Raw genomic sequence first — 24,373 nt, 5'->3', positions numbered from 1 at the left:
GCCCCCCTCAAGAGCGAAAGGACCGGGGCCGCCCCCGGTCCGATCATCATCCTCGCAGTCTCTTGCCCTCGGGATCGAACGGCGGTTCCTTCAGGATTGTGGCGCGATGCGGTTTGCCCAGCACCATGACCTCGACCCTATCGCCGGGTTCGGCGTTCTTCACATAGCCAAGCGCCAGCGACATGCCCACGGAATAGCCGTAGCCGCCCGAGGTCACCCGGCCGATGCCTTCGCCATCCCTGAAGATCGGCTCGCCCCCGGTCGCATCGGCATTGGACGCGCTCACATCCGCCTCGTCCAGATGCAGCATCACCAGCCGCTCGCGGGCGGGACGGGAAAGCGTATCGGCAACGGCGTCCCTGTTGAGGAAAGCCTTCTCCAGCTTGCACAGCCGGTCCAGCCCGACCTCCTGCGGCCAGTATTCGGGGCTGTATTCGCGGCCCCAGGAGCCGTAACCCTTTTCAATGCGTAACGACATCAGCGCGCGGCTGCCCACCGGACCGGCACCGAACGCACGCCCCGCCTCCAGCAGCGCCGTGTAAAGCCGCGCCTGATCCTCGGCACGGCAATGCAGCTCCCAGCCAAGATCGCCGGTGAAGGACACCCGCAGCGCCAGCAGATCGATCCCCGCCAGCGTGATCCGCCGCGAGCGCATGAAGGGAAAATCCGCACTCGCCAGCGACGCATCGGTCAGACCCTGCAACAACGCCCGCGACTCTGGCCCCGCGACATTGAAGCCGCAGACCGCCTCGGTCAGCGAGGTAAACCCGGTGCCCTCGGGCAGCGGCACCTGTTTGAAGAAGCGCTTGTGATAGCGCTCGGCCATGCCGGAGCCGATGATCCGGAACTCGTCCCCGGCCAGCCGCGTGACGGTGAAATCGCCCGCGATCCCGCCCCGCTTGCCGATCAGCGGCGTCAGGCAGGACCGGCCGACCTCCTTCGGCATGATGTTGGCAAAGACCGCGTTCAGCCAGGCTTCCGCCCCCGGCCCCTTGCAGCGATACTTGGCGAAATTCGAGATATCGATGATCCCGGCCCGCTCGCGCAGCATCCGGCATTCGTGGCCGACCTGCTCCCACCAGTTCTGCCGCGTGAAACCGTTGGTCTCGGTGGTCCCCGGCGCATCCGCGAACCAGAGCGGATGCTCCCACCCGGCATTCAGGCCAAAGACCGCCCCCATCTGCCGCTGCATATCAAAGACCGGGCGGGTGCGCGCCGGACGTCCCGCGCTGCGTTCCTCGCCGGGAAAATGGATGGCGAAGCGATGGGCATATTGATCGCGCACCCGCGCCCTGGTGAATTCCTTGGTGGTCCAGCGGTCGAAGCGGGCCATGTCCCATGCGAACATGTCATATTCGGTCTCGCCCTCGATGATCCATTGCGCCGCCATCAGCCCCATGCCACCGGACTGGCTGAAGCCGGGGATGATGCCGTTGCAGCAGAAATAACCCTCCAGCTCCGGCACCGGCCCCATCAGCACATTGCCATCCGGCGACCAGATCATCGGCCCGTTGATGCCGCGCTTGATCCCGGCCTCGCCCAGGGCGGGGACGCGGGTGATGGCGTTCATCAGGTTCTCCTCGATCCGCTCCAGGTCGTCGGGGAACAGGTCATGGGCGAAATCCAGCGGCGTGCCGTCCTCGGCCCAGAACCGCATGTCGCGCTCATAGGCGCCGACCAGCAACCCCTTGCCCTCCTGCCGCAGGTAATATTCACCGTCGCGGTCGCTGACCGAGGGCAGCCTGCGGTCCATGCCGTCGATCTCCGCCATGGTCTCGGTGACGAAATACTGATGCTCGGTCGGCTGCAAGGGCAGCTCGATCCCGGCCAGCGCCGCCACCTCGCGCCCCCAGAGCCCGGCCGCGTTCACCACCCATCGCGTGCGGATATCGCCCTTGGGCGTGCGCACGATCCAGCTTCCATCCGCCTGCCGCTCGGTCGCCGTCACCGGGGTGAAGCGGTGGATCTCGGCACCCCGCTGCCGCGCGCCCACCGCATAGGCATTGGTCACCCCGGAAGGGTCCACATTGCCGCCCTCGGGCTCGTACATGACGCAGCGGATACCGTCGAGATTGACCAGCGGGTTGAGCGCCCGCGCCTCCTCAAGGCTGATCTCGTAGAAATTCATCCCGTAAAGCTTCGCCTTCGCCGCCTGCAGGCGCAGCTGATGCTCGCGCGCCTCGGTCTGCGCCAGGTAGAGCGAGCCGGGCTGGAACACGCCGCAACTCTGGCCGGTCTCGGCCTCCAGCTCATTATACAGCTTCATCGTGTAATGCTGGATACGGCTGATATTGGTGCTGTCATGCAGCCCGTGGATATTCGCCGCCGCATGCCAGGTGCTGCCACTGGTCAATTCGTCGCGTTCCAGCAGGATAACATCCGACCAACCCAGCTTGGCAAGGTGATACAGGATCGAGCAACCGATCACCCCGCCGCCAATCACGACCGCTTGCGCTTCTGTTCGCATCTTTCCTCGCGTCATTGATCGAAAAACCGGGCAACCCCATCGACGAGCAGCCTGCGCCTTCTTCTTCATCCAAATATCCTGCGGGGGTCCGGGGGCGCAAAGCCCCCGGCCTTCAGGACAGGCACATCCTATTGCGGCGATCTTTGCCACAGAAGCAGATTTCCGACATTTTCCAGCCTGTTTCAGGGGGACGGTCACCCGGCTCCCGCACCGCCCGCCCAGGCCTATGCAGCACATCCGCAGGGTGACTGTTCCGCGGGTTTGCCCAGACCAGGATACCCGGGATCAATCCCGCCCCGATCCAGATCACGGCATGCCTGACCGACGGATCCGCAAATCCCCGGAAACCGGGGCATCCGCCCCGTCCATGATCCGATCTTCGAAAACTATCGGTGCGCGTGGCCCAACCATGACCGGCTCGGCCGGTCAGGACTGCCCGTCATTCACCGTTGCCCGGATCATCGCCGCTGCCCCCGCCGCAATCGTCCTGACGATGGCCTCGTCCGGCTGATCCCGGTTCAACCAGTCGCGCATCGGCCCGAAGGCCGACAGGAAGACCATCAGGTTCGCGACGATTTCCAGCCGCCGATCCCCGGTCTCGACCCCCAGCCTGTCGGCAAGCTGATCGGCGAGATCCTTCATCACCGCGATCTCGCGCAGGCGCATCGCCTTGCGGTCCTCGGGCGGAAGATGCGGGATGGTCCTGTATGCCAGCAAGGTTCCCTGCCGCTTGAATTTCCAGCTATCGGTAAAATACCGCTCCAGCGCCTGTTCCAGCGAAAGCCCGTCATCCAGCAGGATCTCGGGCAGGGTCGGCACATCGGCGCGGAACCAGAGCTGGTTCAGCAACCGGCGCAGGATATCGTTCTTGTTGGCGATATAGTCGTAGATGCTGGCCTGGTTGACCCCGGAGCGCGCGCAGATGTCGCGGATCGTCGTGGCCGCGAAACCCTTTTCCAGGAAAAGCTCCAGCGCGGCGTCGCAGATCTGCTGGCGCTTTTTCTGGATCAGGGTCTGGTTCTGGACGTTGTTGATATCGGCTTCTTCCAGAAGCTCCTGGCGCACCGCGCGCAAACGTGCATTTTCCCGCCCCACTGGTCAGAAACCCCCGCTGATTATCCGGCTGCCTGGCAGACTAGCTGCCCGCGATATGGGTGACAACCGCCCGTCCACCCGGGACATGACCGCCTCAGACGCCCTTGCGGTAGCGGAATACACCGCTTCCGGTGGCAATATCCTCGCCGGTCTCGTCGGTGATCCTGCCCTCGGCGAAGAATGTCGAGCGTCCGCCGCCGACCCGCCTGCCCTCTGCGATCAGGAGCCGTCCGACGGGGCGCGAAAGAAAGGTGGTGGTCAGCGACAATGTCATCCCCATCGCCTTGCGTTCCGGATCGCCGGTGTAGCATCCGGCATAACCCATCACCGTATCCAGCAGCACGGAATAGATTCCGCCATGCGGAATGCCGTGGCGATTTTCCAGATAGGGCCGGATCGGCATCTCGAAGCGCGCCCAGTCCTGCGACCAGCCGGTGATCCGATATCCCAGATGAGCCTGGAGCGGATAGGGATCCTCGACAAGATAATCTTCGACTTCGTCCATCATCATTCTTCTTCAGCCTGTTTCTTGCCTGCCGATCATGCGCGCGGATTCGATCAATCTGCTGCCATATTCCGAGACCAGGATTTCGGGTGACACCAGAAAGGAGGGACCGCCCACATTCAACCCGTATATGCGGTCGCCATCCAGCGCCTCGACCGGAACGGCGATCCCGTTGACCTCCTTTCGCCATTTCCCGAAGGAGGTGGTGAAACCGTATCTGGCGAAATCCTCCTGCGCCTCGTCCAGGCCCTGCCGGATCACTGTCTCGTTTTCCGGATGCTCCCTCATGGCGAGCTGCAACATCTCCTCGCGCTCGTCCGCTTGCATACCGACAAGCACCGCGCGGCCGATCGCGGAATAGAACAGCGGCAGGCGCGCACCCACATTCATCGTCAGCGACACCGCTTGATTGGAGCGCCGCACGGCCATGTAGATGACCTGCAGCCGATGCCGTTCGGCAAGGGCCGCAGTCACATAGGGGTTGGGACCCGAGCAAAGCTTGCGCATCTCCTGCTTGGCCAGCGCGCCGATCTCCATCCCGGCCAATGCGCTGAACCCGAGCGCGAGCACACCGGCGCCGAGCCGGTAGGCCCCTTCGCATCGGATTGCACGAGATAGCCCAGCTTGCACAGCGTATATGTCAGGCGGCTGACGGTGGGCTTGGGCAGCCCGGTCCGGCCCGCGATCTCCTGGTTGGTCAGCGTGGTTTCATCAAGGCGAAAGCAGCGCAGGACCTCGAAGCCCCGGGCAATCGCGGTGACGAAGTTCCGGTCGCCCTCGGCCTCGATATCGTCGTTGATCCTGCTCATCACTGGTCCCTTCGGATAGCGCCACCTGAATAGCCTGAACGCCCCATGTTCACCCCAGGATCGCTCGCGGGCATTTCATGCGTTTCGAACGGCAGTTTCAATGCCATACGCGATATAGTTCAACCAAAATCGCATATCCGGCCTGAATCATCGTGGGACCGCCCGAATTCTGACCTCACACGGCAAGACCCAACTCAGCCATAGAGCAATTCCGGTATGAACAGCACGATTCCCGGGAACAGGATCATCAGCAGCACCCCGAGCAGCGTCACCAGGACATAGGGAATGACCGAGGCATAGATATCCCCCATCGTGACATCGGGTGGCGCCACCCCCTTCAGGTAGAAGAGATTGAAGCCGAAGGGCGGTGTCATGTAGCCCACTTCCATCATGATGATGAAGAGGATCCCGAACCAGATCGGATCGAATCCCGCATCGCGCACCACCGGCAGAAAGACCGGCAAGGTGATCAGCATGATCCCCACCGGATCGAGCACCATCCCGAACAGGAACAGGACCGTCAACATGAAGAGCAGCGCGCCCCATTTGCCACCGGGGATGAATTCCATCAGGTTGGAAATCAGGCTTTGCGCCCCGAGCGCGGTATAGGCGGCGGAAAAGGCATGCGCCGCGAACAGGATCCACATGACCAGCGCGGTCAGGCGCAGGGTCGCGATGGCCGTCTCATGGATCACCTTCCATGAAAGCTGACCGTTGACCGTGGTGGCGACCAATGCGCCGAAGACCCCGATCGCAGCGGCCTCGGTCGGGGTCGCGAATCCGCCGAAGATGGCCCCCAGCACGATGGTCACGATCAGGATCGGAAGGATGACCGCGCGCAGCGACCGCAGTTTCGGCCCCCAGCCCGTCCGCTCTTCCTTCGGCAGCGCCGGTCCCAGTTCCGGCTGCAGCCAGCAGCGCACGCCGATATAGATCGACACCAGCACGAATAATGTCAGCCCCGGACCTATGCCCGCCGCGAACAGCCGCCCGACCGACACCTCGGTCAGCAGCGAATAGAGCACCATCAGGATGGATGGCGGGATCAGGATACCCCAACCGCCGCCCGCGTTGATCGCGCCCAGTGCCAGCTTCTTGTCATAGCCGCGCTCCAGCATCTTGGGCAGCGCGATGGTGCCCATCGTCACCACGGCCGCCCCCGAGATCCCCGACATCGCCGCGAAGATCACGCAGATCAGCACCGTGCCGATGGCCAGGCCCCCGCGCAGCCCGCCCCACCATTGATGCATCATGTCATAGAGATCATTCGCGACGCCGGATTTCTCCAGCAGGATGGCCATGTAGACGAAAAGCGGAATGGCCATCAGCGTGGGCGACTGCATCGTCTCCCACATTTTCGAGGCCAGCAGGTAGAAGCCGATCGATCCCATCTCGTAATAGAGAAACACCACCGAGACACCGCCCAGCACGAAGGCCAGCGGCGAGCCGAGCAGGACGAACAGCAGCAGGCAGCCGAAGAACAGCAGGGTCAGAAGTTCCACGCTCATAGCTGGACCTCCTGCGGATCGGAACCATGCGGGGCTGCGGCGGATTTGCCGAACACCTCCTCGGGCACAGGCAGGTCCAGAAGCACCCGGATATCGGCCCAGAGGCGGATGCAGCCTTGCAGCAGAAGCAATATCGCGGCAATCGGGATCAGGGATTTCGTCGGCCATAGCGGAGGATTCCACAGCGAGTTGGACCGCTCCATCCCCGTTATCGCGTCCGAGGCAAGGACCCATCCCTGCCACAGAAGCACCCCGACAAAGAGCAGGAACAGCGGCCAGGTCAGGATATCCAGCAGCGCCTTTCGCTTGCGGCTGAACTTGCCATAGAAGATATCGACATTCACATGCGCCCGCTCGGCCAGCAGATATCCTCCGCCGATGATCGCGTAACCGCCGAAGATCAGCGTGGCCAGTTCGGCGGTCCAGATCGCCGGCCGCCCGACCACATAGCGCATGACCACATCGGCCAAGAGCAGGCCGAACAGGATCAGGACCGCGAGCGAAGCCCAACGCCCGATGAAACGGTTGAAACGCGTGATGACACGTGCCGCCTGAAACATGCTCTGTAATCCTTGTGCTGGCGTTGCGGGATGCTGCCCGGCCGGAACGGTCCGGGACCGCCTTGATCCGATCCGGGCTCGCGAGCCGGTATGAACGGCTCGCAGCGGGTTCTTTCCGCCGCGAACCGCAGGGGCATCAGCTATAGCCCAGATCCGTCATGAGGCCGCGATAGATATCCGCCGCCTTGCCGGCCTGCTCGCTCTTTTGCCCCTCGGCTTCGAGGATCTTCGTGGAGGCCTCGGCCAAAAGTTCGCGCACATCATCGGGCAGGGTCACGACCTCCACCCCCTGGTTGGCAACGCCATCGGCGAGCGCCAGCGCCTCCTGATGCTGATATTCGGCCGTGCGCAGGAAGAACCGCGCCTGAACCGTGTCGAGGAAGGCGGTGCGCAGATCGTCGCTCAACTCCTCCAGCGCCTTCAGGTTGACGATGTAGGAATCCGTCGTCTGCGCCAGGACGGGCTTGTAGTGATACTTGCACACCTCCCATAGCGACATGGATTGCGCCCCGATCGCCGCCCCCCAATGCGCGCCATCGACCACGCCCGAACTCAATGCCTGGTACAGCTCCGATCCGGGGATATATTGCGGCGCGGCCCCGGCGGCAGACAGGTAATCCAGCATCGCCCCCGAGGACCGGATCTTGAGGCCGCTGAAATCGGCGGCGGATTCGACCTTCTTGGACGCGGTCATCTCGACCGGCAGCACCTTTTCCGACAGGAGCATGACGCCCTTGGGTGCCAGTTCCTCGTTCAGCAATGCCTCGAGCCCGAGATTCTTCAGCGCATGTTCGAACTCCCATGCCTGGCGGAAGGTGCCCGGAATGCCATAGACGAAATTCGCCACGCTCGCCTGATCCTCGAAATAGGATGCGGCAAGCGTGCCCATCGGCACCACGCCCTTGCTGACGATATTGAAGATGTCCGGCCCCTTGGCGAATTCCCCGGCACCGAGCAATTCCATCTTGAAGGCCCCGTCGGTCCGCTCTTCCAGGGTGCTGGCCATCTTGCCGAGACTGTCATCGAAGGATGCCGATGCCTTGGGCCAATGCGACTGTATACGCCAGCTCACCTCTCCGGCGGCAATCGCCTTGCCGACAAGCGCCGGTGACGCGACGGCGGCGACCGCGCCGCCGCGAAGCAGCGCCCGACGGTTCATTCCCTTGTGCGTTGCAGTGGTTTTCAGTGTGGTTTTCATGTTTTCCTCCCTGTTTTCAGCCAGCCGGTCCGCCCTTTCGGGACATGGCCGCGTCAAGTCGTCGATATGCTAATCAGCCCGGGACAATCCCGACCCTGACAAACGTCCGTCACATTCTCAACTTATTTCTTCTGACGAAGCCGTGTAACCCGTGGCCGCGCCGTCCGGTTGTTTCCGCCGTCTCGCGTCGCCCCAGATCAGGAAGACGAGGACAGCGGATGCGGCCCCTCCGGCCAGCGTCGTGATCAGGCCGGGAAAGCTGAATGCGAAACCTGCCGCGGCCAGCGGCAGGCGCAACCACGGCCGCACCGGGCCGACGCCGAGAAGATAGCCTTCAAGCCCGCCCGACAGCAGGATGATCCCCGCGACGATGGATGGCAGGACATAGATCAGCGGCGTCAGGTCTCCCTGCAGCACCAGCGCCGGCTGGAACAGGAAGAACAGCGGCACGAAATAGATCACCACGCCAAGACGCATCGCGGTGAACGAGGTCCGCATCGGGCGTGCCCCGGCAATGGTCGCGGCCAGGAAGGCCGCCGCGCCGACAGGTGGCGTGATCACCGACAGCATCGCGTAATAGACGATGAAGAAATGCACCGCGATGGTGTTCAGGCCGCCGACATTGATGATCGCGGGCGCCAGCGTCACGGCCAGGAAGATATAGGCCACGATCGCAAGCCCCGCCATTCCCATGATGAAACAGGCGAGCACCCCGAACAGGATGATGAGATAAATATTCCCGCCGCCAAGCGCGACCAGCCCGGATGTCACCGATCCCGTCACGCCGGTGATGGTCAGCGCGCTGACCACGAAGGCAATGGGCAGGATGATGGCGGCGGTCTGCGTCACCAGCAGGCCGATCTGCCGCAGGGTCTCGAACAGCCGGCGCGGCGTCATCCGGGTTTCCGGCTGCAGGAAGCTCAGCAGGATCATCAGACCGCTCGCATACCATGGCGCGTAATATTCCCACCGCATGTAAAGCAGCCCCCAGACCAGGAAGATCAGCACCAGCAGGAACGGCCAGCCCCGCAACAGGACCTTGCCTGCATTGGGGATCTCGGCCGCGCTCATCCCGGTCAGCCCCTTTCGCGCGGCATAGGCGTCCACTTGCAGGATGAGCCCGAAATAGAACAGCAGCGAGGGCAGGATGGCGGCGACCATGACGGTCGCGTAATCGACGCCGATGGTGATCGCCATGACAAAGGCGATGGCCCCCATGACCGGCGGCATGACGACACCGCCGGTCGAGGCGCAGGCCTCGATGGCCGCCGCGTAATGGGCCGGATAACCCACCTTCTTCATGGTCGGGATGGTGATCGAGCCGGTGCCCGCGATATTCGAGAAGATCGATCCCGACAGCGACCCGAAAAATGCCGAGGCGACGATGGAGACCTTGGCCGGGCCGCCGCGATAGCGTCCGAAACCGGCATTCGCGAGATCGATGAAGAACTCGCCTGCCCCCGTCGCGATCAGCACCCCGGCAAAGACGAGAAAGCCCAGCACGATCTCGGCGACGATCTTGGTGGTGATGCCCAGCATCCCCTCGGCGCGGAAGACATGCGCCTCGATCATCTGCTCGAAACCGTAGGGGATGCCCATCAGCAGCCCCGGAAACCGGTCGGCGACAAGCGGATAAAGCCCCAGCAGGAAGACCACCAGCAGGAATGGCAGCCCGCCCGAGCGCCGCGCCAGTTCCAGCATCAAAAGCCAGATCACCACCCCCATCGGAAGATTGGTCCAGCCAGCCTGCACCATGTCCCAGGCATGGAACGAGAACCAGAGACTGATCCCCAGGGCGGTGACCGCAGCAGCGATATCGAAAAGCGGGATGCGTTTCTGCCCCTGAAAGGCGGGCAGCGCGACAAATGCCATCGCAGAGAACAGCCCGATGAAGATCCAGTAATACTGTCCCTCCAGCAGCCGTTGCCCCATGATCGGCACGCCGAAGACATAGGCCAGCCCGAAGCCCAGCCCGATCGTGCAGAGCGCGACGAACAGGATGCTGGGAAGCGTGAAGAACCCGCCGAGACGGCTGAGATCGGGATCGGCGGCGGGCACCGTTGCCGGTGCTGCGCCCGTATCCGTGACATCCGGCGAGGTTTCAAGTTCAGAATGCGACATGATATAGGCCCGGTTTCTGGCATTGACACTGATTGCCGGCCCATCTCGGGGCCGGCCTAGGCGTTTCCGGTCACAGCCTCGAACGGAAGCCTTCGAGATCCGCCGTGTGCTTTTCCAGGATGGCGATGAAGTCGGGGTTGTCGAAACGGATCTTCACCCCCTGCTCGCCCGCCTCTTCCATCGCCGCCCCGCGCGCTGCGATCCAGGCATCCATCTTCTCGATGGCGGCATTGTTCCAGGCGTCGTCGGCCTCGCTCCACTGCCCGATCTCGCGCAGGTATTTCACCGTTCCCTCATGCACCGGAAGCGGGGAGCGGTCGAGATATTTGCGGAATTCCTCCACCGACATCCGCGCGGCCAGCGGATGGGTATCCTTGTAGCCGTCATAAGCGGTGTGCATCCATTTCGCGAGATTGTAGACAAGCTCGGTCTCGGTATCCGCAGGCACGCCATAGACGAAATTCGACGTCGCCCCGCCGACACCCCGCGCCGTCTTCACCCCCATCGAGATCTCGGTCGGGACAAGCATCGGGCGCGAGTCGAGATATCTCGACCATCCCTCGGAATTGCCGGGATCAAGCGGCAGCCAGCGGATCCCGCCGGGCGCGCCCTCCATCTCGGACAGGACCGAGCTGATCGCCGCGCAATAGGCAACATCGGCCTTGCCCTCGACGACCGAGCGGCAGTTCTCGGCATAGCTGGAGGCGGGAACATAGGAGATCAGCGATTTCGCCTCTTCCGCGCTCAGGCCCAGATAGGCTGGCAGCCCCTGCTCCACGGCGGACACCATCGGCGGCGAGAAGAGACCGGCCGCCACGCTGTATCCGCCCTTTTTCAGGTCCTCCAGCGATTGCAGCTCGGAATCCCCGGCCACGACATAGCCCCAGGGCGTGTCGTTATGGTGCCAGACGACCCGTTGCGGCACCGGCTTCTGGCTCGCATAGCCGTCTATGCCTTGCGTCTGGTAGCGCATTTCCGCGGCTGAAACAGAGGACACCATGATGTCGCGGCGATCCGTCAGGCGGGTATAGCGCATGGTTTCACTGTCTTCCGGCACGACCCGAACCGTCATGCCGGTATCCTCTTGCAGGATCGGCGCCCAGCCATTGGTCGATGCAAAGCTGCCGCTCGCCGTTCCGGGCGTGCCGATCACCAGCAGGCGCGGCCAGTCAAAGCCTTCTTGCGCGATTGCCGCGCCCGACAGGCCAAGCATCGCCACGATCGAGCCGAGGATCCCTGCGGTTCTGATATCCGGCCTTTTCATCGTTTCTCCTCCCTTATGTTTTTCGTCACTTGCCCAGGCAGTTCGTCCATGTCCGATCCGGCGCATGGCAATGGAAAGCCTCCCTCTTCCCCGCCCGGCGATCCGCGCCAATCCCGGGCGGGTCATAATTCCTGACGGCTGTCAGGATATGTATGCCCATCTCTGCGAGTCAATGCTTTCCAGGGCCTGGCGACAAAGAGAACCGGCGCATCGGCATGCCCATCAGCTATAGGTCAGCATCATTTGCCCCTCGGGCGACATCAGGTGCGGAACCGCGTTGAATTCCTGCAGGTAGAAGGCCCTCTCTGAAAAGATGAACCTCGTCATGGAACTGTTCCTGATCTGCAGGTTGAGATGCATCATCTGCGCATCCGGGGCATCAAGGGCCTTCGCGGTCATCCGCCCGATCACCCCGCCCGAACTGACGACAAGCACCCTTTTCGCATCCGTCCGCACGGCGAACCGGCGGGCAGCCTCGACACGGGTGGCAAAATCCTGCCAGCTCTCCTTCGCGCCGCCGCATCCGCCCGCCTGCCATTCCAGGACAGTTTCGCGCAGATTGCGGAAATAGGATTTGCGGTCGGCCTTCACGTGATCCGGAACCGCGCCCCCGAACCGCGCGCGGAAAAGATCGTCGAGATCATATTCGTTGAACCCTGCATGCTCTTCGGCCGCATCCCCGAAGCCCATCGACGCCAGCGTTTCCCGCTGCCGCACAAGCGTTCCGGTGATCAGGCGGTCGGGGATCCAGCCGATCTCGCGCAGCATCTCCCCCACCACGCGGGATTGACGATGCCCGAGTTCGGACAATTGGTCGTAATTGTCGGCCCCGAAGGATGCCTGACCGTGCCGGATCACCAACAGCTCTGCCATGTTCTGCTATGACCCCTGCGTTCAGAGCACTTCGAACAGCCCGGCGGCGCCCATGCCTCCACCCACGCACATGGTGCAGACGACATATTTCGCGCCGCGCCGCTTGCCCTCGATCAGGGCGTGGCCGACCATGCGCGCGCCCGACATCCCGTAAGGATGCCCGATCGAGATCGCGCCGCCATTGACGTTCAGCAACTCATCCGGGATTCCCAGAACACGCGCCGAATGCAGGACCTGGCAGGCAAAGGCCTCGTTCAGTTCCCACAAGCCGATATCGTCCATCTTCAGCCCATGGGCCTGAAGCAAGCGTGGCACGGCATGGATGGGGCCGATACCCATCTCGTCAGGGGCAAGCCCCGCCGCCATCACGCCCACATAGCGGCCAAGCGGCTGAAGCCCCAGTTTCTCGGCCCGTCTGGCCTCCATCAGAACCGAGGCCGATGCACCGTCCGACAATTGCGAGGCATTGCCTGCCGTGATGTGCCGGCCTTCCTTGACCTTCTGCCCGTCCTTGAACACCGGCGACAAGGCTTGCAGGTTTTCAAGTGTCGTCGAGGGCCGGTTGCCCTCGTCCTTGGCCAGTTCGACCTCTTCGTCGGAAACCTCTTTCGTCTCCTTGTCGACCACTTTCCTGATCGTCTTCATCGGCACGATCTCGTCATCGAACAGCCCCGCCTCCTGCGCCGCCGCCGTCCGTTGCTGCGACCGCAGCGCATAGGCGTCCTGATCCTCGCGGGTGACGCCATAGCGGTCCGCCACGATCTCGGCGGTTTCCAGCATGGTCATGTAGAGCTCGGGCACATGCTCGACGATCCAGGGATCGGTGCGGCGGTCCTGGCGGATATTCTGGTTCTGCACGAGACTGATGCTTTCGACACCCCCGCCGATGACCACCTCCATGCCGTCATGCACGATCTGCTTGGCCGCCGTCGCGATCGCCATCATGCCCGAGGCGCATTGCCGATCGATCGACATGCCCGCGATGGTATCGGGCAGACCCGCGCGGATCACCGCCTGACGGCCGATATTGCCGCCGGTGCTGCCCTGCTGGATGGCGCAGCCGATCACGCTGTCCTGGATCTCGGCGGGATCGACGCCGGAACGCTTCACCGCATGTTCGACGGCATGACCGATCAATGCCTGGGCCTGGGTATCGTTGAACGCGCCCCGAAATGCCTTGCCGATGGGTGTGCGGGCGGTGGAGACGATGACTGCGTCACGCATTATGCTGTTTCCTTCCTGGTTTCGTTTCGCGTTCGGGGGAAGCCACGCTCACATCCCCCGCAGGGCCGCGACCTGCTCGGCGTGATAGCCGTAATCGCCAAGCCATTCCGAGCCGACACGGGCGCGCTTCATGTAGAACCCCATGTCATATTCATCGGTCATGCCGATCCCGCCATGCATCTGCACGCCCTCCATCACCGCCAGTTGCGCGGTCGAGGTCGCCCGTGCCTTGGCCAGCGACACGGCAAGCGTCGCCTCATTGGGATCGGTGTCCAGAACCCGGCCCGCATTGAGGATCGCCGAAGCCGTCACCTCGATCTCGCACCACAGATGCGCAGCGCGATGCTGTAGCGCCTGGAAACTGCCGATGGGCTGGCCGAACTGCTTGCGGTCCTTCAGATAACCAACCGTCATGTCGAAGGCGCCTGCCGCCAGTCCCGACATTTCTGCCGCCAGGGCCGCCTGCCCGGCCTCCAATCCCGGCTTGAGGGCCGTCATCGCGCCGCCCACTTGCCCCAGAACATCGTCACCCGTCGCCTCGACATTCTCGAACGCGATCCGTGCGGCGTCGCGGGAATCGATCATGCCCTGCGCCGTCCGGGTGATCCCGGCGCGGTCTGCCGGCAGGTCGAACAGGGTCAGCCCCTCCTCGCCCGTACGCGCGAGCACCAGAAGCCGGTCGGCGAAACCGCCATCGACCACGAAGCATTTCTTCCCCGAAAGGCGGAAACCGTTGCCATGCCGCTCGGCGGTCATCGCCGTCGCCTCGGGGGCGAATTTATGCGCCTCGTCAATGGCCAGCGCATGGGTCAACTCGCCTGCGGCAATCGCCGCCATCGCGCTTTTTGCCCGCTCTCCCCCGATCCGCCGCAGGATCGTCGCGGCGATGACCGCGCTGGACAGAAAGGGCGTGCAGGCCAATGTCCGGCCCATCTCATGCGCCAGCACCCCGGCGGCGGCATGTCCCATATCCGCGCCGCCCGCATCCTCGGGAATCAGCACTCCGGCCCAGCCCATGTCGCAGATCCGCCGCCAGAGCGCGGGATCATGTGTCCTGCCCGCATCGCGCAGATCGCGCAACGCCCGGACCGGGGCCGCCTCGTCCAGAAACCCGCGCGCATTGTCGGCGAGCATCGCCTCGTCTTCGCTCTTCACCAGTTTGTCCATGTCACGCCCCCGGCAATCCAAGAACCCGGCGCGCCAGGATCGTCAGCATCACCTCGCTGGTGCCTCCCTCGATGGAATTGGCCTTGGTCCGCAGCCAATCGGCCGCGCGATTGCCGACCGGCCCGTCCCATTCCAGCGCCGCGCTGCCGCAGGCCGACATGATCAGTTCGTGGCGGCGCTTGTTCAGCTCGGTTCCCATGTATTTCAGCATGGCCGACGCATTCCCGACGCCCTTCCCGGCCTCGGCCATGTCCTTGTAGCGCTCGATGGTCAGGCCGGTGGCCAATGCATCGACCTCGCAGCGGATGGCAGCGGCCCGCAGGACCGGATCCTGCGCCGAGGGCTCGCCCGCCATCTGCGCCATGACCGCCCCGAGCGCACGCCCGCCGGAAAGCCCGGTGCCGCCGCTGCTGATCATCTCGCGCTCATGCGTCAGCAGGTATTTCGCCACGTCCCAACCGCGATTCGCCTCGCCGACGATCCGGTCCTTGGGCACTTTGACATTGTCGAAAAACGTCTCGCAGAAGGGCGACGCCCCCGAGATCAGCCGGATCGGGCGCGTGGTGACGCCGGGATCGTCCATGTCGATCAGCAAAAACGAGATCCCCTTGTGCTTCGGAGCCTCGCGGTCGGTCCGGATCAGCGCAAAGATCCAGTCGGCCTTGTCGGCATAGGAGGTCCAGATCTTCTGGCCATTCACCAGCCAGTGATCGCCCATGTCCTCGCCGCGGGTCTGGACGCTGGCAAGGTCCGATCCCGCGCCCGGCTCGGAATAGCCCTGGCACCAGCGTATCTCGCCGCGTGCGATCTGCGGCAGGTAATGCCGTTTCTGCTCGGGCGTTCCGAATTGCAGCATGGCCGGCCCCAGCATCGAGATGCCAAAGCTTTTCAGCGGCGGGCGGGCATTGATCCGCTCCATCTCTTCAAGGAAGATTTTCTCTTCGGCGCGGCTCAGGCCGGCACCGCCATATTCAGCGGGCCAGCGCGGCACGGTCAGCCCCCGCGCCGCCGCGCGTTCCAGCCATGACCGCTGCGCATCGCTGGAAAATTCCCAGTTCTTCCCGCCCCAGCAGATCGCATCATCGGTGATTCTGCCATCGCGCATCTCTGCCGGGCAGTTCTCTTCCAGCCATGCGCGAATCTCGCTTCGGAACCTGTTCAGGCGGTCGTCATCCTGCATATCAGCCCCCCCCTTCTGATGCGCACTTGTTCCGCTATGCAAAATTGCATTTTGAAAAATGATTGACAAGACGTTTTGTTCGCTGGCCTATTGTGGCCGCGGTCAGAAGGAGGAGAACGACATGAAATCAATGCTGAGTCATGAGCCGGGCGGGCCTGAAACACTGGTCATGGCAGAGCTTCCGGAACCGGAGCCGAAAGCGGGAGAGCTGCGAATCCGTGTCCGCGCCGCCGGGCTGAATTTTCCCGATACGCTGATCATCCGGGATCTCTACCAAGTCAAACCTTCACGCCCCTTCGCGCCCGGAGGCGAGGTCGCAGGCGAGATCGAGGCCGTGGGCGAAGGTGTCAGCGGATTCGCGCCGGGTGACCGGGTTCTGGCGCTGACCGGGCATGGCGGCTTTTCCACCCATGTGATCGCCGAGGCGGCGCGGGTCGCCCGGATTCCCGACCGGATGCCCTTTGACGAGGCCGCCTGCTTCATCTTTACCTATGCGACATCGCATCACGCGCTCAAGGACCGGGCGCAGATCAGGACCGGGGAAACGCTGTTGATCCTCGGGGCCGCCGGAGGCGTGGGCGCAGCCGCGATCGAGCTTGCCAAGGCCGCCGGGGCAAAGGTGATCGCGGCGGTCTCGTCCAAGGAAAAGGCGGAGTTCTGCCAGGAGCTTGGTGCGGATGAGACCATCATCTACCCGCTCGACATGGATCGCGCCGCACAAAAGGCATTCTCGGACCGGATCAAGGCGCTCTCGGACGGAAATGGCGTGGATGTCGTCTATGACGCGGTCGGCGGCGACTACGCCGAACCGGCCCTGCGGGCGCTGGCCTGGAAAGGCCGCTTCCTCGTCGTGGGCTTCCCGGCGGGGATTCCGAAGATCCCCCTCAACCTCACCCTGCTCAAGGGCAGCCAGATCGTCGGGGTTTTCTGGGGCGCCGCCGTCCGCCGCGATCCAAGGGGACATGCCGAGAACATGGCCGAACTGTTCGCGCTTTATGAAAAGGGACAGGTCAAGCCGCGTATCCATGCCCGGTATCCGCTGCACCAGGCGGCAGAGGCGCTGACGCTCATGCAGGATCGGAAGGTGCTGGGCAAAGTCGTGCTGACCGTCGATTGATCAGTCCAGATGCGCCGTATCGTTGAACCGCCTCGCGATCATCACCTCGCCCCGGATGACAAGCTGGCTGATCGAGCCATTCGCGGCGCCGTTGAACGCAAAGGGCCTTGCCCCGGTCGCGATCGACATCGCCGCGCCGATCACCCCGCCATGCACGAATACCGCCACACGTTCGTCGGGATGCGCAGCCGCGATCCGCAGCAACGCGGCCCGGACGCGCCAATGAAGCGCGGCGGTGGTTTCGGCACCGGGGATCTCGCCCCATTCATGCATGGCCTTCGCGCGCTCGAAAGCCGGATGCCGTTCCGCCGCGCGAAAGCGGTAAAGCCCGCCATCCCATTCGCCGAGATGCACCTCTCGCAGGTCGGCCTCTACTTTCGGGGCAATGCCCAGCATACCGGCCAGAGGGGCCGCGGTCTGCCGGGTCCGCTGCAATGTCGTGACATAGATTGCCGCGATACCCTCGCCTTGCAGCCGCGCGCAAACCGCCTGCGCCTGCGCCTCGCCGTCCGCGTGCAGGGCCGGATCGCCATGCCCGTCCTTCAGCGGAAAGCTCTCTCCCCGGATCGCCGGCATCGATTCGCCGTGGCGGATCAGCAGCAGGTCCGCCGCTCCGGGCGGAGGGGCAAAGCGGTTCTGGCGGACTTCATCGCTCATATCGATCCTTTCCCGTTTCGACCGGATATAGCCACAAGGAACAGACCATGACAAACCGACAGATCGTCGTCGCCGAATTGCCAAAGGATGCGCTGACACCTGGTCATTTCAGGATGACAACGACCCCGATCCCCGAGCCGGGCGAGGGCGAGGCGCAATTGCGCGTCATCCTGATGTCCATCGACGCGGCGAACCGCTCCTGGCTGAAAGGGGCCACCTACCGCGCCCCGGTTCTTGCCGGAGATCCGATGCCGACCTATGCGGTCGCCGAGGTCACCCGGTCGCGCAGCCCCGAACTGGACGTTGGCGATCTGGTCATCGGGTCCGCCAGTTGGTCGGAGTTTGTGACGGCCCCTGCGGACAAGCTGCGCAAGATGCCGGGCATCCGCCCCCTGTCGCATCTGCTGTCGGTCTACGGGATCGCGGGAAAGACGGCCTATCACGGGTTGATCACTGTCGGCAGGGCGGTCGCGGGGGAAACCGTCCTCGTCTCTGCCGCCGCCGGTTCGGTCGGGGGATTCGTCGGCCAGATCGCCAAGGCCATGGGCTGCCATGTCATCGGCATCGCCGGAGGGGCCGAGAAGTGCAACTGGGTGACCTCGGAACTGGGCTTCGACGCCTGCCTGGATTATCGCGACAGCGGTTTCAACAAGGCCTTGCGGGCAGCCTGTGGCGATGGCGTCGATGTCTATTTCGACAATGTCGGCGGCAAGGTCCTGGAGGCCGCCCTGTTCAACATGAAGGACAGGGGGCGCGTCGTCTGCTGCGGCGCCATCAGCCAATATGACACCGACACGCCTTCCGGTCCCCGCAACCTGCCGGGGCTTGTCGTGACCAAGCGGCTGCGGATGGAGGGTTTCATCGTCAGCGATTTCGCGCGGGATGACGACAAGGCGATGAAGGCGCTGCGCCACTGGGTCGATGCGGGCCGGATCAAGGTGACCGAGGATATTTTCGACGGCCTCGAACGGGCCCCGGAAGCGCTGATCGACCTGCTGGCCGGCGGCAATACCGGCAAGCGCATGGTGCGCGTATCCGCCGATCCCAGCTGACAAGGAGAGCCGAGATGTCATCCCTGCAAAATGCGTTGGAACATTACCAAGCCCGGATCGGGACCAAGATCGGAATATCAAGCTGGGTCACGGTGGATCAGCAAATGATCGATGCCTTCGCCGACACGACCCGGGACAACCAGTGGATCCATACCGACCCGAAACGCGCCGCCAGCGAGACGCCCTTCGGCGGCACGATCGCGCATGGTTTCCTGACGCTGTCCCTGGCCAGCGGCTTTGCCCAAGAATGCTTCCAGCCCATGCCCGGCCAGGTCATGGGGATCAATTACGGCCTGAACAAGCTTCGCTTCCTGAGCCCGGTCAAGGTCGGATCGCGCCTGCGGGGTCAATTCACCCTGCAGGGGATCTCTGTCCGAAGCGACACCGAGTTGCTGCGCGAAACCCTTCTGACCATCCAGATCGAAGGCGCGGAAAGGCCCGCGCTCGTGGCCGAATGGCTTGGCATTTCCGTTTTCAGGGATTGATGCCATGCCATCCGGGGGGCGGTGAGATTACGCCCCCCTGAATACCGGCTTGCGCTTTTCGACAAAGGCCGCCGCCGCCTCCTTGTGATCCGAGGTCATCATCGACAGGGCGTGGTTATGCGCCTCCTGGTCGAAACAGGCACTCAGATCCGCGCCTTTCTCGGCCAGGGCGATATTCTGCTTGATCCGGCCATAGGTCAGCGTCGGCCCCCCTGCCAGGCTGCGGGCCAGCGTCTTGGCCTCGTCCAACGCAGAGCCAGAGGCAACGGCGCGCGTCATCAGCCCGAGCTCGACGGCCTCCTTGCCCGACAGCACCGGCGAGGTCAGGTAAAGCTCCCTCGCCTTCGCCGCCCCAACTATCTGCGTCATGAAATAGGTGCCGCCGTAATCTCCCGACAGGCCGACCTTGGCGAAGGCCGTGGTGATCTTCGCGTCCTCGGCGCAGATGCGCAAATCGCATGCCAGCGCCATCGAGAGACCCGCGCCGGCCGCAGAGCCCTCTATCGCGGCAATGGTCGGCTTGGGCATGTCATGCAGATATTGCGAGACGCTCATCCGCTCGCGCAGGCGCTGCATTCGTTCCCCTTGCGATAGCTCCGCCCCCTGCCCCTCATTCATCGCCTTGACGTCTCCGCCCACGCAGAAATGCCCCTCGCCCCGGTCAGCAGGACCGCCCGCACCGTTGAATCCATCGATGCGCGGGCGGCGGCATCACGCAGGGCCAGGGTCATCTCGGGATTGAGCGCATTGCGCCGCTCGGGCCGGTTCATGGTAAGGATCAGCAGGCCGTCTTCGAATTCCTGCAGCAGCGCATCTGACATGGATGGTCCTTTCGGGTCTTTCATCAAGAGATTTCATTCGCCGGGCAATCCGGGTGCGAAGCGTCAACCAAGCCGCTTCCCAATCGGTATCTGCCCGCGCAATCCTGGCAATGCGGCAGTTTTCCATGGCGCACTGACAAGTGTCAGGATAATGTGGTCACAGCACATGGTCAAGAACGCCGCAGCCGATAAAACGATTCCCTGTCCGTGATCAGGATTTGCAGCCACTCCTTTCCGGGCACGGATTCGGATCATGGCCGATAGGCGCGTTTTGCGGAATTGAATTTCGACATGCGGTATTGGCAGGTTCGAAAATTGTGACTAGTCTCCGGCCGCAGGAGGCGCGCTTGGGGGAGAAAGCTTCGTGAGACGACTCGATTTGGGAGGGGAGCGGATGACAGGATCAGAACAGGCAGGAGTGGTCTCGAACCTCCCTCAATGCCCGATGACCTTCGAGCAGGCCGTGCAGCATGTCGAAAGCAACAACCCGATGTTCCGGACGACATCGGTGACGCTCCGGGGAATCACCTACAAGGCGTTCAGGAACTGCCCGCGAAACCTGCCCGAGATGATGCGCTCCAGCCGGGAAAAGCATGGCAACGGGGCCGCCGATTACCTGGTCTATCGCGACGAACGCTGGTGCTATGACGCGTTTTGCAATGACGTCAACAAGATGGCCCATGTCCTGCGCGACCGCTTCGGCCTTTCCAAGGGAAGCCGGGTCGCCATCGCGATGCGCAACTACCCCGAGTTCCTGGTCATGATGCTTGCCATATCCTCGATCGGCGGCGTGGCGGTCCTTTTGAATGCCTGGTGGACGACGGAGGAATTCGAATATGCCCTGCAGGACAGCGGGGCGAAATTCGTCGTCGCGGACGGTCCCCGGCTTGAACGGCTGCAACCATTGACCGCCCCGCTCTCGCTGACCACGATCGGCGTGCGGGACGGTGAAGCGCTTGCATCCCACGCCTACACGGCCTTGCGGGACGGTATCTCGCCCGGCACCATGCTCGAAACCGGGATCGAGCCCGACGATGATTTCGCGATCATCTATTCCTCGGGCACGACCGGCAAGCCGAAAGGCGTGGTCCAGACCCATCGCGGCGCGATCACGGCGGTCTATTCCTGGCTCATGCAGGTTGCCATCGGGCCGTTGGTCACCCCGCCCGGCCCCGATACGCCACTCATGCCGCCCGCCTCGGTGCTGATCGTCACGCCGCTTTTCCACGTCACCGCCTCGCATACGCAGTTCCTCTACAGCCTGGCCGCACCCGCCAAGGTGACGCTGCTGCATAAATGGGATCCCCATGAGGCCATGCGGCTGATCAAGGAAGAGAACGTCACCCGCTTCCTCGGCGTGCCGACGCAATCGGCCGAACTCATGGCCGCCATTCGCGACACCGGGGAAACATTGCCCTCGCTCAGATATATCGGCGCAGGCGGGGCCAAGCGGCCCGCCGCGCAGGTGGCGAAACTGGCCGAGACCTTTCCGATGGCGAATGTGGCGACGGGATGGGGGATGACCGAAACCAATGCCCTGGGGATCGGCATGATGGGTAATGCCTACAAGGAACGCCCGAACGCCGCCGGGCGTCTCTATCCGCCGGTGCAGGAAATCCGTATCCTTGATGATGACGGCCACGAGGTCCCCACCGGCACCCTGGGCGAGATCACCGTCAAGAGCCTTGCCAATATGCGATGCTACCTGAACAAGCCGGAAGAGACGGCGGCGATCCTGAAGGATGGCTGGCTGAGCACGGGTGATCTGGGCATGATCGACGAAGAGGGCTTCGTCACCATCCTGGACCGCAAGAAGCATATCATCATCCGGGGGGGCGAGAATATCTCCTGCCTCGAAGTCGAAGGCGCCCTGCATCGGCATCCCGATGTGATCGAGGCCTGCGCCTTTTCCGTTCCCGATGAAAGGCTGGGCGAGATCGTGGGGATCGCCGTCCATCTGCGCGACGGAGCCTCTCTGACCCATGCCGAGATGGCGGATTTCCTGAAGGACCATCTGGCCAGGTTCAAGATCCCCGAGAAATCGTGGTGCCAGCATGAACCGCTCTTGCGCGGCACCACCGACAAGACGGACCGCCGCGCCATTCGCGCCGCCTGTCTCGGGCAAACCTCCTGACAACACCGGAAAACCAAGCAAGGAGTTCCCATGGCTCAAGAAACCATGACGTCATCATCCATGACCGGGAATAGCGATGCCTATATCTCGGCCGCCGCCCAGACCGCCTGGACCGTTCCGGGGCTGGATGCCGCAACGCCCCGCCGCGACATCAAGACCGTCGGCATTATCGGCGCGGGAACCATGGGCGGCGGGATCGCGATGAATTTCGCGACCGCCGGCATCCCGGTCAGGATCGTCGAAACCACGCAAGAGGCGCTTGATCGTGGATTGCAGGTCGTCCGCAACAATTACCAGCGCAGCGCCGACAAGGGCCGTTTCCCGCAGGACGAGGTCGAAAAGCGGATGGACCGGCTGGAGGGGCGGCTTGCCATCGCGGATCTGGGCGATTGCGACCTGGTGATCGAGGCGGTGTTCGAGAACATGGATCTCAAGCACAAGATCTTTACCGAGCTGGACAAGGTCATGAAACCGGGCGCGATCCTGGCCACCAATACCTCGGCCCTGAATATCGACGAGATCGCCAGCGTGACGAAACGCCCCGAGGATGTGATCGGCCTGCATTTCTTCTCGCCCGCCAACGTCATGAAACTGCTCGAGATCGTGCGCGCCGCGCATACGACCGATGACGTGGTCGCGACCTGCATGGACCTGGCCCGCAAGATCGAAAAAATCGCGACGCTGGTCGGCGTCTGCCCCGGTTTCGTCGGCAACCGGATGCTGTTCACACGGCAGAAACAGGCGCTGAAACTGATCCGCAAGGGGCTGATGCCCTGGGATATCGACGCCGCCATCAATGCCTTCGGCTTCAAGATGGGGCCGTTCCAGATGAGCGACCTGGCCGGGCTGGACATTGGCTGGTCCAAGGGGGCCACGACCCAGAACCCGATCCGCGACGCCCTGTGCGAAATGGACCGGCGCGGGCAAAAGACCAAGGCGGGATATTACGATTACGACGATGCCCGCAGGCCGATCCCCTCGGAAGTCACGGCGGCCATCATCCGCGACATCACCGGGGCCGAACCGGTCACGATGCCGCAGGACGAGATCATCGAGACCTGCATCTTCCCGATGATCAACGAAGCGGTGAAGATCCTTGAAGAGAACAAGGCGCAGCGCCCCTCGGATATCGATGTGGTCTGGCTGAACGGCTACGGTTGGCCAACGGACAAGGGCGGGCCGATGTTTTATGGCGATATGGTCGGGGCCAAGGCGGTGCTGGCACGGATGGAGCAACTTGGCGCCGAGGATCCCGAATTCGCGCCTGCCGAGACATTGCGCAGACTTGCCGAAACGGGTGGCAAGTTCACCGAAATCGACTGCGGAGGGCTGAAGACATGAGCTATGAATTCATCACGACCGAACGGCGGGATCACATCCTGATCGTCACCATGAACCGGCCCGAGGTCCATAACGCGATGCATTCCGACATGCATCACGAGATGAGCGATTGCTGGGACAGCTTCGCATCCGACCGGGATCTCTGGGTCGCCGTCCTCACCGGGGCGGGCGACAAGGCCTTCACCGCCGGGAACGACCTGAAGGCAACGGCGAAAGGCGGCAACAAGAAGGGGATGCCGCCGACCGGCTTTGCCGGGCTGAGTTCGCGCTTTGACCTGGAAAAGCCGATCATCGCCGCAGTCAACGGATTCGCCATGGGCGGCGGCTTCGAGACGGCCTTGTCCTGCGACATCATCATCGCCTCCGAACGCGCCAAATTCGCCCTGCCCGAGGTGAAGGTGGGCTTCTTCGCCGCCGCCTCGGGGGTGCAGCGGCTGTCGCGCTATATCGGGCGCCTCGCCGCGCAAGAGTTGATGCTGACCGGACGCACGATCGACGCTGACGAGGCGCTTAAGCTGGGCTGTTGCAACGAGGTGGTGCCGCATGAACAGGTCCTGTCCCGCGCGCTGGAACTGGCCGGGCAGATCTGCACCGTCTCCCCGTCTTCGGTGAAGGCGACCAAGCGCGTGCTGAACCATTTGGCCAGGACCGAAGGGCTGCCCCAGAGCCTCGAATATTCGCGCGAGGTTCAGCGAGACCTGGCCAAGACCAGGGATTTCTCGGAGGGCGTCAACGCCTTCGTGGAAAAGCGCAAGCCCAACTGGGTCAATGAATAGAACGTAGCAGAGACGCTAT

At 63.3% G+C, this 24,373-nt stretch carries 21 protein-coding genes and 1 pseudogene; 6 read left to right on the top strand and 16 right to left on the bottom strand.

Annotation, left to right across the window (positions count from 1 at the left end):
• Positions 1 to 46: 46 nt before the first annotated feature.
• The 14 genes from A7A09_RS13710 to A7A09_RS13650 all read right to left on the bottom strand — a co-directional run bounded on the left by A7A09_RS13710 (position 47) and on the right by A7A09_RS13650 (position 15,971).
• Positions 47 to 2,467: a GcvT family protein gene (locus A7A09_RS13710; protein WP_106691925.1), complete on the bottom strand. Its 2,421-nt coding sequence runs from the start codon at positions 2,465 to 2,467 to the stop codon at positions 47 to 49.
• Positions 2,468 to 2,893: 426 nt separating this feature from the next.
• On the bottom strand, positions 2,894 to 3,532 hold the full coding sequence (locus A7A09_RS13705) for a TetR/AcrR family transcriptional regulator (RefSeq protein WP_245999368.1): 639 nt from the start codon (positions 3,530 to 3,532) through the stop codon (positions 2,894 to 2,896).
• A 124-nt stretch (positions 3,533 to 3,656) separates the two neighbouring features.
• Positions 3,657 to 4,067, bottom strand: coding sequence for a PaaI family thioesterase (locus tag A7A09_RS13700; RefSeq protein ID WP_366466038.1), 411 nt, complete (start codon positions 4,065 to 4,067; stop codon positions 3,657 to 3,659).
• Between the two features lie 12 nt (positions 4,068 to 4,079).
• Complete coding sequence (locus A7A09_RS13695; RefSeq protein ID WP_245999351.1) at positions 4,080 to 4,637, bottom strand: IclR family transcriptional regulator; 558 nt, start codon at positions 4,635 to 4,637, stop codon at positions 4,080 to 4,082.
• Positions 4,538 to 4,876 carry a helix-turn-helix domain-containing protein gene (locus A7A09_RS21570; protein WP_245999350.1) on the bottom strand — a complete coding sequence of 113 codons (339 nt, stop codon included), beginning with the start codon at positions 4,874 to 4,876 and terminating at the stop codon, positions 4,538 to 4,540. Before A7A09_RS21570 ends, A7A09_RS13695 begins: the two co-directional genes overlap by 100 nt.
• 194 nt (positions 4,877 to 5,070) lie before the next feature.
• Positions 5,071 to 6,384 (bottom strand): TRAP transporter large permease, encoded by a 1,314-nt coding sequence (locus A7A09_RS13690; protein ID WP_106691923.1) that lies wholly within the window; start codon positions 6,382 to 6,384, stop codon positions 5,071 to 5,073.
• Complete coding sequence (locus A7A09_RS13685) at positions 6,381 to 6,944, bottom strand: TRAP transporter small permease subunit (protein WP_106691922.1); 564 nt, start codon at positions 6,942 to 6,944, stop codon at positions 6,381 to 6,383. The genes A7A09_RS13690 and A7A09_RS13685 overlap by 4 nt, the downstream gene beginning before the upstream one ends.
• Positions 6,945 to 7,080: 136 nt before the next feature.
• Positions 7,081 to 8,142: a TRAP transporter substrate-binding protein DctP gene (gene dctP / locus A7A09_RS13680; RefSeq protein WP_245999349.1), complete on the bottom strand. Its 1,062-nt coding sequence runs from the start codon at positions 8,140 to 8,142 to the stop codon at positions 7,081 to 7,083.
• Positions 8,143 to 8,259: 117 nt separating this feature from the next.
• Positions 8,260 to 10,263, bottom strand: coding sequence for a TRAP transporter permease (locus A7A09_RS13675; RefSeq protein WP_106691921.1), 2,004 nt, complete (start codon positions 10,261 to 10,263; stop codon positions 8,260 to 8,262).
• 70 nt (positions 10,264 to 10,333) lie between these two features.
• On the bottom strand, positions 10,334 to 11,527 hold the full coding sequence (locus A7A09_RS13670; RefSeq protein WP_106692042.1) for a TAXI family TRAP transporter solute-binding subunit: 1,194 nt from the start codon (positions 11,525 to 11,527) through the stop codon (positions 10,334 to 10,336).
• A gap of 222 nt (positions 11,528 to 11,749) precedes the next feature.
• On the bottom strand, positions 11,750 to 12,400 hold the full coding sequence (locus A7A09_RS13665; protein ID WP_106691920.1) for a histidine phosphatase family protein: 651 nt from the start codon (positions 12,398 to 12,400) through the stop codon (positions 11,750 to 11,752).
• 21 nt (positions 12,401 to 12,421) lie between these two features.
• A complete protein-coding gene (locus A7A09_RS13660; RefSeq protein ID WP_106691919.1) occupies positions 12,422 to 13,624 on the bottom strand; it encodes an acetyl-CoA C-acyltransferase in 1,203 nt (400 codons plus the stop codon).
• A gap of 48 nt (positions 13,625 to 13,672) precedes the next feature.
• Positions 13,673 to 14,791: an acyl-CoA dehydrogenase family protein gene (locus A7A09_RS13655; RefSeq protein ID WP_211341133.1), complete on the bottom strand. Its 1,119-nt coding sequence runs from the start codon at positions 14,789 to 14,791 to the stop codon at positions 13,673 to 13,675.
• Between the two features lies 1 nt (position 14,792).
• Entirely contained in the window at positions 14,793 to 15,971 is a 1,179-nt protein-coding gene (locus A7A09_RS13650) for an acyl-CoA dehydrogenase family protein (RefSeq protein ID WP_106691918.1), read from the bottom strand.
• A gap of 121 nt (positions 15,972 to 16,092) precedes the next feature.
• Between A7A09_RS13650 and A7A09_RS13645 the strand changes: the two genes are divergently transcribed.
• The gene (locus A7A09_RS13645; protein ID WP_106692040.1) at positions 16,093 to 17,088 is read left to right on the top strand and encodes an NADPH:quinone oxidoreductase family protein; all 996 of its coding nucleotides are present in this window, start codon (positions 16,093 to 16,095) and stop codon (positions 17,086 to 17,088) included.
• On the opposite strand, the gene A7A09_RS13640 is transcribed toward A7A09_RS13645, so the two are convergent.
• Positions 17,089 to 17,745 (bottom strand): histidine phosphatase family protein, encoded by a 657-nt coding sequence (locus tag A7A09_RS13640; RefSeq protein ID WP_106691917.1) that lies wholly within the window; start codon positions 17,743 to 17,745, stop codon positions 17,089 to 17,091.
• Between the two features lie 47 nt (positions 17,746 to 17,792).
• On the opposite strand from A7A09_RS13640, the gene A7A09_RS13635 reads away from it, so the two are divergent.
• Positions 17,793 to 18,797: an NADP-dependent oxidoreductase gene (locus A7A09_RS13635; protein WP_106691916.1), complete on the top strand. Its 1,005-nt coding sequence runs from the start codon at positions 17,793 to 17,795 to the stop codon at positions 18,795 to 18,797.
• 14 nt (positions 18,798 to 18,811) lie between these two features.
• On the top strand, positions 18,812 to 19,282 hold the full coding sequence (locus A7A09_RS13630) for a MaoC family dehydratase (RefSeq protein WP_106691915.1): 471 nt from the start codon (positions 18,812 to 18,814) through the stop codon (positions 19,280 to 19,282).
• A 27-nt stretch (positions 19,283 to 19,309) separates the two neighbouring features.
• Here A7A09_RS13630 and A7A09_RS13625 read toward each other — a convergent pair.
• Positions 19,310 to 20,052, bottom strand: a pseudogene (locus A7A09_RS13625) (enoyl-CoA hydratase).
• Between the two features lie 445 nt (positions 20,053 to 20,497).
• Between A7A09_RS13625 and A7A09_RS13620 the strand changes: the two are divergent.
• The 3 genes from A7A09_RS13620 to A7A09_RS13610 are packed head-to-tail and all read left to right on the top strand — an operon-like array spanning position 20,498 to position 24,354.
• On the top strand, positions 20,498 to 22,237 hold the full coding sequence (locus A7A09_RS13620; RefSeq protein ID WP_245999348.1) for a class I adenylate-forming enzyme family protein: 1,740 nt from the start codon (positions 20,498 to 20,500) through the stop codon (positions 22,235 to 22,237).
• Between the two features lie 30 nt (positions 22,238 to 22,267).
• A complete protein-coding gene (locus tag A7A09_RS13615; RefSeq protein ID WP_245999347.1) occupies positions 22,268 to 23,578 on the top strand; it encodes a 3-hydroxyacyl-CoA dehydrogenase in 1,311 nt (436 codons plus the stop codon).
• On the top strand, positions 23,575 to 24,354 hold the full coding sequence (locus tag A7A09_RS13610; RefSeq protein ID WP_106691912.1) for an enoyl-CoA hydratase-related protein: 780 nt from the start codon (positions 23,575 to 23,577) through the stop codon (positions 24,352 to 24,354). The genes A7A09_RS13615 and A7A09_RS13610 overlap by 4 nt, the downstream gene beginning before the upstream one ends.
• Positions 24,355 to 24,373: the final 19 nt, after the last annotated feature.

It is taken from the genome of Paracoccus methylarcula (assembly GCF_003007735.2).
Classification (GTDB): domain Bacteria; phylum Pseudomonadota; class Alphaproteobacteria; order Rhodobacterales; family Rhodobacteraceae; genus Paracoccus; species Paracoccus methylarcula.
Note: the sequence above shows the minus strand (reverse complement) of the source record. Positions and strands in the feature narration are given on the sequence as shown.